10 protein-coding genes are annotated in these 12,319 nt (G+C 58.6%); 5 read left to right on the top strand and 5 right to left on the bottom strand.

Annotation, left to right across the window (positions count from 1 at the left end; all coding sequences use genetic code 11):
* Positions 1-82: 82 nt before the first annotated feature.
* The 3 genes from XH87_RS07855 to XH87_RS07845 all read right to left on the bottom strand — a co-directional run bounded on the left by XH87_RS07855 (position 83) and on the right by XH87_RS07845 (position 4,769).
* The gene (locus tag XH87_RS07855) at positions 83-940 is read right to left on the bottom strand and encodes a replication-relaxation family protein (RefSeq protein ID WP_271586801.1); all 858 of its coding nucleotides are present in this window, start codon (positions 938-940) and stop codon (positions 83-85) included.
* A gap of 513 nt (positions 941-1,453) precedes the next feature.
* Positions 1,454-3,538 (bottom strand): ATP-binding protein, encoded by a 2,085-nt coding sequence (locus tag XH87_RS07850; protein ID WP_271586800.1) that lies wholly within the window; start codon positions 3,536-3,538, stop codon positions 1,454-1,456.
* Between the two features lie 25 nt (positions 3,539-3,563).
* On the bottom strand, positions 3,564-4,769 hold the full coding sequence (locus XH87_RS07845; RefSeq protein WP_271586799.1) for a hypothetical protein: 1,206 nt from the start codon (positions 4,767-4,769) through the stop codon (positions 3,564-3,566).
* Between the two features lie 1,189 nt (positions 4,770-5,958).
* Between XH87_RS07845 and XH87_RS07840 the strand changes: the two genes are divergently transcribed.
* Positions 5,959-7,596, top strand: a complete 1,638-nt coding sequence (locus tag XH87_RS07840) for a S53 family peptidase (protein WP_271586798.1) — start codon at positions 5,959-5,961, stop codon at positions 7,594-7,596.
* Between the two features lie 217 nt (positions 7,597-7,813).
* Here XH87_RS07840 and XH87_RS07835 read toward each other — a convergent pair whose 3' ends face one another.
* Together XH87_RS07835 and XH87_RS07830 are read right to left on the bottom strand one after the other, a co-directional pair.
* Complete coding sequence (locus tag XH87_RS07835; RefSeq protein ID WP_271586797.1) at positions 7,814-8,245, bottom strand: hypothetical protein; 432 nt, start codon at positions 8,243-8,245, stop codon at positions 7,814-7,816.
* Between the two features lie 134 nt (positions 8,246-8,379).
* Positions 8,380-9,498, bottom strand: coding sequence for a site-specific integrase (locus tag XH87_RS07830; RefSeq protein WP_271586796.1), 1,119 nt, complete (start codon positions 9,496-9,498; stop codon positions 8,380-8,382).
* Between the two features lie 344 nt (positions 9,499-9,842).
* Between XH87_RS07830 and XH87_RS07825 the strand changes: the two genes are divergently transcribed.
* The 4 genes from XH87_RS07825 to XH87_RS07810 all read left to right on the top strand — a co-directional run bounded on the left by XH87_RS07825 (position 9,843) and on the right by XH87_RS07810 (position 12,220).
* Positions 9,843-10,421 (top strand): methylated-DNA--[protein]-cysteine S-methyltransferase, encoded by a 579-nt coding sequence (locus XH87_RS07825; protein WP_271586795.1) that lies wholly within the window; start codon positions 9,843-9,845, stop codon positions 10,419-10,421.
* 10 nt (positions 10,422-10,431) lie between these two features.
* Positions 10,432-11,271 (top strand): helix-turn-helix transcriptional regulator, encoded by an 840-nt coding sequence (locus tag XH87_RS07820; protein ID WP_271586794.1) that lies wholly within the window; start codon positions 10,432-10,434, stop codon positions 11,269-11,271.
* A 55-nt stretch (positions 11,272-11,326) separates the two neighbouring features.
* Positions 11,327-11,686, top strand: a complete 360-nt coding sequence (locus tag XH87_RS07815) for a VOC family protein (RefSeq protein ID WP_063203758.1) — start codon at positions 11,327-11,329, stop codon at positions 11,684-11,686.
* A 132-nt stretch (positions 11,687-11,818) separates the two neighbouring features.
* Positions 11,819-12,220, top strand: a complete 402-nt coding sequence (locus tag XH87_RS07810; protein ID WP_271586793.1) for an SRPBCC family protein — start codon at positions 11,819-11,821, stop codon at positions 12,218-12,220.
* Positions 12,221-12,319: the final 99 nt, after the last annotated feature.

The following is a 12,319-nucleotide window of genomic DNA, read 5'->3' as shown; positions in this document are numbered from 1 at the left end:
CAAGCACACGGCCTCCACAGAGAAGGTGGACCGACCCCCATCGACCTTCCTTCCCTTCGCGACCGCAAGACGCTCTCGATCGTTAGGCCAATCTGGTCCGTCGACCTGCTCCGTCCTCCCAGTCGTACGCTATCGGACCACTGGCGCGCAGCTCGTCGCGCAAAGCAAACAAGAACAGAGTTGGTCCGATGCTACGCGCCTCGCTCAGTCTTCGAAGCGCTTCCTTCATTGATCGCGCGCGACTGCGATCGTTCGTGACGATTAGAACGCGGAATGCTTTCCAGCCAAATTGACTTTCGTGCTTCTTCGCTGAGTGTGCAGCAAGGTACGCCTGCATTTTGCGGGCGACACTCGTTTGCATAAGGTCCGCTCGCATGATCGGCATCGTGCCACGATCGATTTCCACCATGAAGCAGCGTCGCGAGCTATCCGCAAATCTGATCCCGAAGGTCAAGTCCGGCACAAGTCCAATCTCCTGCGTCCTCCCATTATGCGACACTCCGACTCGCATTGTGAAAGGATTGCGCATGCTGCACGTCTGCTTTGGAAATTCAGATACGAGTTCATCTGAATGAATGACAGAGATATCGTCTCGCTGCCGCACCACGCGATCGAGCGAGATCCGAAAGTCGATGATCTCCAATTGGTGCTCGATGAACGGTCGACCTGCATTCCGATTTCTTCGGCTCAGCTCAAGATGTCCGCACTCGATTCCGCGCTCCGCAAGCAATTCAGCGCCGAGGTCGCCGAGCGCGTACACCATCGGTGCGGAGCCTGAGGCAGGATAGTAATCGAGCTGCGCGCGTGGTCGGTCGACAAATCCAGCATGGAATAGGCGACATAGTCGATCGTTGGCGCGATCGACTGAGCGGTCGACGAGCGCCGCAATGTGCGTGGAGCGCAAGAAGCGATGGCGCGCCAACTGCCGCAAGATCAACACGTCACCCTCCGTGATTCGGAATGTGAGTGGTTCTAGGGCGCGGCGGAAGCGCGGCCGGCGCTTCGTGGCTGAAGCCAGCACTGTATTCATAGCCGGAATGTAGCAGATCCGACTTCGCCCGCAGACGGTCGGCACCGTGCGTTCAACGAAAAAGTGAAACATCGCCACTGTGGCACATACATTCCCGCGCCGGCACATAACGGAACACGCATTGAAACGCGCATTGGTGAACGGTGCAGACGAGCGACGCCGCAGGCGCTATCTACGTTTTCGAGAGGAGGTGGTGCACATGGAGCTAGACGGAAAGATCGCGCGAGTTAAAGCACTCATCGCTAAGCGCGAGGAACTGGATGTTGAACTCGGCGAACTTCTTGGCGGAGCCGTTCGCGAGCGACGCGTTGCAAAATGCTCGATCTGCAATGAGCCTGGACACCGGGCAAGCACATGTCCTTCAAGAGCAAGCGACGCCCCGAACTAAAAACAAGCCCGCTTCGGCGGGCTTCCTTTTGCGCCCTATGAGCGCCAATCATCACCGCCCAGGTCTGGCGGCAGCGCAGGCCCAACATCAACCGGATTTTCTGAGGCAGTCCCCAGCTCTCGGGTATCCGTCCGAGCAGCCGCCCCGTGGTTTGGGCTAACGGCATAGCGCTCTCGAATGCGTTTGCGAAGAGCTTTGTGCTCCTCAACTGTCATGCGCGGCTCCCGATAGAGGTCTGTGGCTGGGACGCCAATCGACAGCGCAGCATTCGTCACGCCGCGGACATACGCGGCGAAGTGGTACTGCGGCTGATTGAGAATGAATTCGGGAGTCGTTCGCATATCGCGCGCAAGCGCATGAGCAGCTGCGTCGCTGATCTTCGAAGCAAACTTTATTGCGGTCGCACCATAGAGTGCGTCAAGCACCTGCGGCTGCATTTGTTGCAGTCGCTGATGCGCGAGGATCAAGCCCACTTTGAGCTTACGCGCCTGATCAAGGATGACCGGGATCTTTGGATCACGCTTCATAAAGTCCTGGCATTCGTCAACGTAGACGAAACAGGGAAGGCGCTGCTCCTTTGGAAGAAGCTGACGCTTATGCGCCGCGAGCAAGATCATGGAGATGAAAAAGCGGCCCACGATCTCCACGCCGTCTTCTTGAAGCAGGCTTTGCGGAACATTAATGAGAATGACTTTCCCAGCACTCATTTCAGTGAAGAAGTCGAACTTCGATCTCGGTGCCGCGAACATTCTCGAAAGGGTCCGGATGCGCTTGACGGCGAATAGCCTGTCAACTACCTGCTCCTTCGTGCGGTCGAACTCCTTGCTGTTGAACTTCAACTCGAAGAAGCGCCTAGAATCGGCATCCAAGCTCGCGACATGCTGCTGGAATTGAGCGAGCCCGCCTGGTTGCATGAGACCAATCAGCGTGTCGAGCGTTGCGGAGGGAAGGGTAAGCAACAATTCAATTGTGAAATGAAACAACGTGTTCTGACGGCTCGTCATCTCCGCCGACAATAGTGCGCTGAATATATAATCGTATAGCGAGAGCACTGCGTTGCGGAATCCTTCGTGCTCGGCGGGGGAGTAGGAACGCGCGTCATCCAAGCCGACATCGAAGAGATTGAGCGCGACCGGCCACTCGATATCTTCGGCGTCAATGACAACGAGCTTGCCGTCTAGGCGCTCTCCCGGCGCGAATACCTTCAAGCCCTCGATCGCTTTAATGAGATCGCGGTTGCTCTCCATGACAACGATAGACGCTCGATCCCTGGCTACCCGGTCGAGGTCTCGCGAGATCAAATACTGGAGGAGTGTCGATTTTCCGGTGCCTGGCGGAGCCACGATCCACGCGTGTTCGAAGCGTGACTTTTCAGGAAGCGAGAATGGCGCGGGGAAGAGAAAGAGATCGACGAAGGGAGTGCCTTTGAGATACGTCTCGACTAGCTCTATGGGAGGAAGATTGGAATCGCTCGCGTAGACCATTGGTCTTCGTGGCTTGTCATCGTTCGGAGAATTACCAGAGGCTTCGCACAAATTCGCATACAAGCGGTCGTATAGCTTCGTAAAGAGACCGGCCTCGACGTTTTCCTTTCGGCAGATGGTACCGACAATACGGTCCACGACATCGCCAGGCTTGCGCAACAGGCAGACGAGCGGAACGGTGAGTGGTGCAGCGTCCGTGTTCTCGGACAACTCGGGCAAGTTCGAAATGAAGCCCCAATAGACATCGCGCAGGGTCGTAGTGAGCAGATCGCACACGCGCTCGTCATTGGCGAGAAAATGTTGCTTGGCACGCAGGAAGCGGCGCAAATCTACGTGCTCCTTCACAGAGAGCGTCGCGGCGTTCAGATCCATTTCCGGGAAGGAAAATATGGCGGTTTCTAAGGCAAGAATCCCTTCTTGGCATCGATCCAATGCCTCCATCAGCTTAGTTGACGAGGGCAGATCAATGAGGTCTGCGACCTGCTGTGCAACGTATGTATTGACGCGGGCGATTGAGCCCTCCTCGGCCCAGATTGATCCGAAGTGCGCCGCGTGCACTTGGTTGTACAGCTCGATCGTCTCCGACAGGTCACGCGCGCGCTCGTCCGTGAAGCGACGGAGGAACGGACTGAACACGGATGGTCGCGTGTAGGCTGGAAGCTTAGAACTCAAGAACCTCCTCCCGGCCGTCGAACGTCTGCGCGGTGTCTAGGTAGGCTCTCAAACTTTTGCAAGCATTGAGAATAGCCGCCTCAGCGCCGAGCAGTTCGTCCAAGTCTTTACATTCAATATGCTGTCCGCTCATCAGACCGTCGACGGTGATGCGAAGCGATAGAGCCATCATGGCGGCGCTCGCTATTCCGCGAGCGTTTTTCCACCAGCTTCGCCCAACGCTGCTCGCAGAGGCCTCGTCGAAATGATCATAGGCGCTTTCCTGATGCTTCTTGCGCGCGTCGCTGTCGTACACTACGAGCTTTCCCAAGCCGTATTTGCTGACCAGTCCCTTCTCCTCAGGCGAGAGATCGGCGCGAGCATCAAGCGCAAAAAACACTTTGCTGCTGACCACGCCGCCTGTCCGTTGCGATCGGCGGAGTTTGAGTTGCATGGAACCTCCTCCCCCCGATGGTGATGCTACGTGAATCGTTTTGGCTTGTTGGATGCGCTCGATGTGCTCCTCGGCTATTCGTTTAGCGCTCGCCGAACGATTGAAGCTCGGATCTCTCTGGACAATTTGCGCGACCGGCTCCGAAGTTCGCGGTTCTGTAACCGTGGATGTGGTTGTTTCTAACGCTGGCGCGAAACCCGCCGATGCGCTTGAACTGGCATTTCCTTTAGCAACTCTTTTAAGATGCCGCCAAAGTTGTGGCAGCTTATCGATAGCTACAAGTACCAAAACGAACAGTAAGTAATCGGCGAAGGTAAACGGTATTAAGAAGTGCCGGTTCAGCGGCTCTTCAAGCGACAATTTCGGAGGCTCCGCGAGCAAACTACTGTGTGAGGATGCAGCCTTTCCTCCCGAAGAGGCTCCAGACTTGCCTCCAACGCTGGCTTTCTGGTCGAGATATCTATCTATCTCCAGCTCGCGCTCTATTCGTAAGAAATTTCGACGTGCGGTCAATTTCTGGACATCGTCGGCTGAGAGACGTGGCGACAGGAGCGCCACATCGCAGCCATTGATCCTGGCAGAGACATCGGCGCCCATGTCGCTAAAGCAAAGGATCCAATCCAGAGTGAAATGATCATACGGTTTGTCAGTTTGCTGCTGGGCGGGGATCGGTTGCCCCGAACGTCGCCCCGTCTGAGCGACCGTACCGGTTGCCCCAGTTGCGGTTAGCGCAAGGACAATCGCTAGCAAAAGAATTCGCATGCGAGCCCCACTCGACAACTGCGACATACTTTCGGCCGATACTCGGTGCGCGGGGAGCTAGGCTGCTATCCTATCTCCCGGGAATGCCTCTCCAATACCACACTTTTTGCGTGCATTCCAGCCGCGCGCCGTGCCGGTTGCCCTACCAAGTGAGCAAAGACCGGGGAAATGCTGTCTGGTACATCGCGAAGGTAACTGCGGGAGACATTTCACAAACCGGCAGAAATTCGCAGGCGCAAAACCGTTCAGTTCAACAGAGAGCTATCTTAATCGCTCGCCCAATCCAGAGCCGAGCGTGGGCCTCAGAAAACGCTTTGTAGCGTTTAGATTGACGGCCTCGATCAGTAGTATCCTCCTCACTGAAGAGATTGATGAGGCTCGGACGAAGTCCGAGATGGAATCAATCTCGCACAAGAGGTGGAACGATGAAGTGCGCTTCGCGCGCTGTTGTGCGTCAGCACAACAGAAGTCGCACGGAGCACTTCGCAGCATTGCTTGCGCATAGTTGCACATGGGTGTGCATGGCAACCGCTCACCCCGCCTTACCTTAAAGGCGGGGCGTATGGCGGGGCATAAGGAGCAGATCAGCTTCTAAGGAGGAAGGGCTGGCTTTGGAGGGCCAGCCCCGCTCCTACTTTCGTGGAGCGTCGGCAGGTTTGGCTCTCGCGCGAGCCTCAAGCCACTCGATGATTTCATGCAGCCACCAGACCGGCGGGCTGTTTCTGTGTCGGCCGAGTTTGAAGAACTGCGGCGCCTCTCCACTCGAACACAGCCTGAACCAGTGTGTACGGCTGTAGGGAATTCCAAGTGCCTTAAGTCCACGCCAGTTGACCACTTCCTTACCAGTCATCGCTTAGCTCCATTAGTTGGAGCCGTCGCGACGGCTGTCAGTCAGCCGACACGTAATGCTATCTTAAATTGACTAGACTTGAGCAACTTTTTCGGATGCGCTTCGAGCTTTTGCAGCGCAGTGCGCTTTCTCGGGTAGGTAATCATACCTGTCGTAAGTCCCTATCACGATCGAATGCGCCTAGCCTGTCTGGAGTTCGCGAGATTTTTTGCGGATGTGAACCAAGCCACAAAGGGCGCACGCGAAAACGAGAAAGATGCGAAACTACGAGTTGCAGCGCAGGGGCTTGAACCCAGTCGCGGACGATCATTCCACCACAGTATTTGAGGGAGAATGTTTATGAGCGATCGCAAGGTATTTACAGACAGCGTCACCGAATTGCCCACCCAACCCGGAATGACCAAAAGTGGCCTGATGGTGGCTCAGGCAAAGAGCGACACCCGCAATGAAACGATGGAATTACTCTTTTCGCTCGAAATGCCTGACAGGGACGATCTGGAGAAGCGTATTGCTGAGGGTGAGGTATTGTCCGCGGACCAATTGAGCCAGAAGTACAGTCCAAAAAGAGCCGACGTCGACGCGCTCAAATCTTGGCTAACCGAACAAGGCTTCACAGTTGTCGGCGAGAGTCCTGGCGATACCGGAATATACGCCAAGGCCACCGTGGGCCAGATCGAACAAAGCCTCGGCGTCCAAATGGTGAAGGTTACAAAGCAGGGAATCACCTATACTGCCGCGCAGAATGCGCCAAGCCTCCCCGTATCTGTCGGCGCACCAGTTCATGCCATCATCGGCTTGCAACCATTCCGTCATGCTCACAAGCACATGGCGCGCAAGCTCCTACACGGCAATCGCGTCACTCTGGATCGACACGGGCTGCCCTCGCCAAATATTGCCAATTCTCCACCATATCTCGTCGCCGAGATTCTCCATGCGTACAATGCGAACGCATTGGGCGTCACCGGCGCAGGCCAGACGATTGCGATATTGATCGACACCTTTCCGAACGATCACGATATCACCGAGTTTTGGAAAGCGAACGGGATTGCCGTCGATCTGACAAGGATCGGCAAGATCAAAGTGGGCGCTGGCCATCTGCCCGCCCCCGAGGGAGAGGAGACGCTGGATGTCTCCTGGACCAGCGGGATCGCTCCTGGAGCGAAGATTAAAATCTACGCGACCGGGTCACTTCAGTTCGTGGCGCTCGACAGGGCGCTCGATCAAATCATCGCAGACGCTTCGAACGATCCTAGCCTGCGACAATTGTCGATTAGCCTGGGACTTGGGGAAACTTTCATGGGAGGCCCAAACGGCGAAGTGGCAACTCAGCATCAGAAATTCCTCAGGCTCGCCGCGATGGGCGTAAATGTCTTCGTGTCGAGCGGCGATGCCGGATCCAATCCGAACAGCGACGGGCAGACCCCCAACGGCCCACTTCAGGCGGAGTATGCAGCTTCCGATACGGCAGTCGTCGGGGTCGGCGGGACAAGCTTGATGCTTGCGCCCGGGAACGGGGCCGTCGCACGCGAGGACGGCTGGGCCGGCAGTGGAGGCGGCGACAGCATCTTCTTCAGCCGACCTGCCTGGCAGACAGGCAAAGGCGTACCGATCGGGAGCAAGAGATCGGTACCTGACGTCAGTGCCGCCGCCGATCCAAATGAAGGAGCGTTTTTGGTCCTGCACGGACAGCCCACTGGAATTGGCGGAACGAGCTGGGCCGCGCCAGTTTGGGCTGGTTTTTGCGCCCTCATCAACGAGGCGCGCCAAAAGGCCGGATTGCCTCCGCTTTCTTATTTGAACCCGTTGATCTACCCACTGAACGGCACCGGGTGCTTCCGAGACGTCACCGCCGGCAGCAATGGCGAGTTTAAAGCAACTGCCGGCTATGACCGCATCACCGGATTGGGGGCTCCCGACGTCAAGCAATTGATCGCTGCGCTGACGCAAGCACCAGCGCAGGCATCCGTCGCAGCATAGGGAGTGCGAGGAGAAGCTGGTTATAGATCACGCCCGCAACTCGAGAGCGATGCAGGGCGCCTGCAAGGCGTCAGCCCTGCATCGCTGGCTTACTGACTCCGAAACGGCACGCGGTTCGGCAGGTCTCGCCGCCGCACGGCAAAACCTCGATTGATGGAACGACCAACGTATCGAAGCGTCGACGCGCTACCGTCGGACGGCGCACGCGACGCTCGATTCAGATGGTGTCAGCAACTGGCCTCGCAGTTTTCGGCTTCTTCCGCACGGTGGATTTGGTCGATCTCTTCGTCTTTTCTGCAGACTTTTTTGCCTTAGCTGGTCGTATGCCGTCGGGCTTATGTTTCACCAGACTAAACGCGGTCATGAGAACGTCGCTACGCGCCGTAGCCGCGGCAGGGAGGTCGGTTACGGTTACTGTGGCGGAGAACGGTTCATTGCCTGTATTGGATCTGAATACATAAAATCTGGTCCGTGTCATTTTAGGGATGACGGTACCATCGCCTTGATGAAGTTCTGCCGTATCTTCCTTGGTGATCACATGAACGTAGACATCGGGAGCGCTGGTGGCGGAGCAAAGGACCGAGCTATCTTTGACAATGCCTCGTACAACCTGGCGGTGGGTGGTATCCAAAACGATCGTTTCACTCATTGGAAATCCCTTTTTCGAAATTTTAATAGGCAAATTCAGCACAACTGGTGGTCGCGTGTCTAGCCTCCTACCGCTTTGGGGCTGAAGCAAAAAGGGACGATGCGCGCGGTAGGGGGCATTGCAGCAATATCAGGCTAGCGAGCCACTACCTTTCTAAGATGAGCTTCGAGCTTCTGCAGTGCAGCCCGCTTCTCAGGAAGATAGTCATACCTGTCGTATATTTCGTCGAGATCAGTCTTGCCACCACCGGTCACGTGATTGAGCATGACCTCAGCGATCTCACGCGAAACTCCTAAGCGCGCGAGTGTCGAGCGGAAGGTGCGCCGGAGGTCTCGTATCTGCCATCCAGTCACACCCGATTGCTTGTCGAGTTCCTTTTTCAGCTTCCCCCATGAGCCGTCATTGAAGTGCGTACCCTTGATGTGACCAGGGAAGAAGTAGTCGGTGTTTTTGTCGCGCCAGTTATCGCCCATCTTTTCTTGCCGATCGAGGATCGCTCGCGCCATCGGAAGGATTGGAATGGCGTGGGCGCGTCCGTTCTTGGTGAACTCACCGGGAATGGTGATCACGCGCCCTTCTCGCCAGGCGCGTTGCAGCCGTCCTATTTCGCCATTCCGACATCCCCACAGGATGATGAGCCGGATCATGTCGCCAAAGAAGCCGTCGCATGCCTGCCAGATTTTTCGAAGTTCGTCGTCATTTAGGACGCGGCTGCGCTTCTTGTCTTTCCCTGGCGCCGGATAACCTTCAAGCGGACTGCGCTTGATGTAGCGGTGCGGAGGCTTTGTGCACCACCGGAGCATCGTCCGGAGTGCGCGGAAAGCGTGCAGCTGCTCACTGGGTACATCGGCGAGCTTTCCGAGTTCACGCTCGATCGCCGCATCGTCGAGGTCAGCGAGTGTGCAGTTGAACTGAAGGCGATTGAGGAGGCGAAGCGTCTCAGATTTCGTGCGCTCCGCTTTGCCTTTGTAGTTTTCCTCGACGAAAACGAGCTTGGCCTGGGCGAATTCGATGCTGATTTCCTTCTCCCCGACGGGAGTGCCGAGCGCGACAAAGGCGCGACGGCGCGCCTCTGCGAGCTTCAGATCAGGGTAGTGACCGAGCCGGATCTTGGTGCGGTTCGGCTCTTTCAGCACGATCCAGGTCTTTCGACGTTTGCCAACGCGCAGGCCAAAGGCTGGCGTCTTCCGGTCCATGTAGAGACCCGGCTTCAGTGACTGAACAGCGAGATCTGTGAGTCTAAAAATTGGCACGATTTGGCACGCCTTTCACGTGGATTGAGGCGGATAACCATGCCGAAGTATACGCGGGTCGAATCGCGTAAACCACTGTAAAACAAGGGATTTACGGGCGCCATGTTGAACGGTGGGGAGGCTTCATAAAAGATTGGGAAGCTGCCGTTCTACCATTGAACTACGCCCGCTCATGCGCGCTTCGCGCCCATCCTGATTAGCCGAGACGGCGCCTCCCGCCAAGCGGTTTGGCGCGCCCGGCCCGACGGTTGTTAACGTCCTGACAAGATTTCCAGGTGCGCCGGATTGTGGCGGTGTTATGATCGTCTGTCTGGGGAGAAACGTGCACTGAGTGGGGCGTGTGCATGGTGGGGCGCGCGTACGCGATATTCGACACGGCGCTGGGGCGCTGCGCCATCATCTGGAGCAGCACCGGCGTGGTCGCCGTGCAATTACCGGAGGCGCGGGAGATCGATACCCGCCGCCGGATTTTCCAGGTCCATCCCGAGGCGCGCGAGCAACCTCCGTCTGAGAACGCCGAGCTGGCGATCGAGGGGATCGTCGGCCTGCTGCAAGGAGCCGAGCCGGATTTCTCCGACGTCAGCCTGGACGCCGGCGGGGTGCCCGGCTTCAACCGGCGGGTCTACGAGCACACCTGTACGATCCCGCGCGGCGAAACGCGCACCCACCACGAAATCGCCAAGGCACTGGGCGCGTCCGGCGCCGTGCACTCGGTGGCGCAGGCGATCGCGAAAAATCCCTTCATGCTGATCGTGCCCTGCCACCGGGTGCTGGAGGCCGGCAATTACACCGACCGGCTCTCGCCCTATGGCGGCGTGATCTCCAAGCGGCGGCTGCTGGCGCTCGAAGGCGCCCATCCCATCGCCAGCAAGACGCTGTTCGAGGTGCTGCTACCCGTTGCTCCGCCGAGACCGTCCACCTAGATAAGACGGCATGGATGCGACCACGCTGCTGACGACGCCATCGATGACGGTCTCCGAATTTCGCTGCGATGCGGGACCGGACGACACGCCGTTTGCCGAATGCCGCGGCGGCCATTCCATCGCCTATGTCCGCTCGGGCAGCTTCGGCTGCCATTGCCGTGCGGGCTTCTTCGAGCTGGTGGCAGGCTCGATGCTGGTTGGTGCCCCCGGTGAGGAATACACCTGCACGCATGAGCATGTCAGCGGCGACGTCTGCCTCGGCTTCTTCCTCAGCGAGGAGCTGGTCGAGACTCTCGGTGGACAGCGCGCAGTCTGGCAGGTCGGCGCGACGCCGCCGCTGCCCGAGCTGATGGTGCTGGGCGAGCTGGCCCAGACGGCAGCAGATGGCAACAGCGACCTTGGCCTCGACGAGATCGGCCAGATTCTCGCCGGCCGCTTTGTCGACGTCGTCTCCGGCAAGACGCGCAGGCCGGCGACGCCGACCGCGCGCGACCGCCGTCGCGCCGTCGAGGCCGCGCTGTGGATCGACCACAACTCGCATGCCGAAGTCGATCTCGAACAGGCAGCAAGGCAGGCGGGCCTCAGCCCGTTCCATTTCCTGCGGCTGTTCTCGAGCGTGCTCGGCGTCACCCCGCACCAATATCTGGTGCGCTCGCGGCTGCGGCACGCCGCGCGCAAGCTTGCCGACGACGACATCGCGGTCACCGACATCGCCTATGATGTCGGCTTCGGCGATCTCTCCAATTTCGTCCGCACCTTCCATCGCGCCGCCGGGGTATCGCCGACCAGGTTCCGCCAGGCCTCGAAGGGGATGCGCAAGATTCTCCAAGAGCGGCTTGCGCTCAACTGATTAGGGTCGTTTCCGGCGCGCGCCAGTTTCGGCGCGCCTTGCAATGGAGACGATCATGTATGACCACATCGGATTGCGCGTTGCCGACCTCGACGCCGCCACGCGCTTCTACACCGCGGTGCTCGCCCCGCTCGGCTATGTCCTCTGCTCCAGCGGCGACGGTTATGCCGGCTTCGGGCCGAAAGGCGAGCCGGCGCTGTGGCTGCATCTCAACAAGGGCCGCAAGGCCGATGGCGCGCATATCGCGTTTCGCGCCAAAGATCATGACGCGGTCAAGGCGTTCCACAGCGAAGGGCTGAAGAGCGGCGGCCGCGACAATGGCGGTGCCGGGCCGCGCAGGGATTACAGCCCGACCTATTACGCGGCGTTCCTGATCGACCCCGACGGCAACAATGTCGAGGCGGTTTGTAGCTGAGTTTGTTGCACCGTCATTCCGGCGTGATCCGAAGGACCGAACCCGGAATCTCGAGATTCTCCGGCGCGCAACGGCGCGCCGTAGTTCGCGCTTCGCGCGCCCCGGAATGACTCCATCTGATGAGAAAGAATCATGGCCTCCATCCACAACGACATCCCCCTTCCCGCCTCCGCGCACGACGTCTGGGATGCGGTGCGCGACTTCGGCGCGCTGCATCAGCGGCTGGTGCCGGGCTTCGTCACCGCCTGCACGCTCGACGGCGATGCGCGCATCGTCACCTTCGCCAACGGCTCGGTCGCGCGCGAGGTGCTGGTCGATTGCGACGATGCGCGGCAGCGCCTCGTCTATGCAATCAACAACGAGCGGCTGAAGCATTACAGCGCCTCGGTGCAGGTGATCGCCGACGGCGAGCGGAGAAGCCGCCTGGTGTGGATCATCGACATGCTGCCGAACGAGCTTGCGCCTTACGTTCAGGGACAGACCAAGGACGCCGTCATCGCCATGCAAAAGGCTTTTCCGGCCGCCGCGGCCTGACTGCCCTCTGTGAGTTTTCTCACAGAGCTCCGCCCTCGCCGTCCGCAATCATGCCCGCGTGCGTCCGGTTGGCTCCGCTTTCCCGGCGGCGCAGCGCAC

Origin of the sequence: Bradyrhizobium sp. CCBAU 53415, assembly GCF_028128735.1 — a bacterium.
Classification (GTDB): domain Bacteria; phylum Pseudomonadota; class Alphaproteobacteria; order Rhizobiales; family Xanthobacteraceae; genus Bradyrhizobium.
The sequence above is the reverse complement of the archived record's forward strand: the minus strand, read 5'-3'. Positions and strand labels throughout refer to the sequence as shown.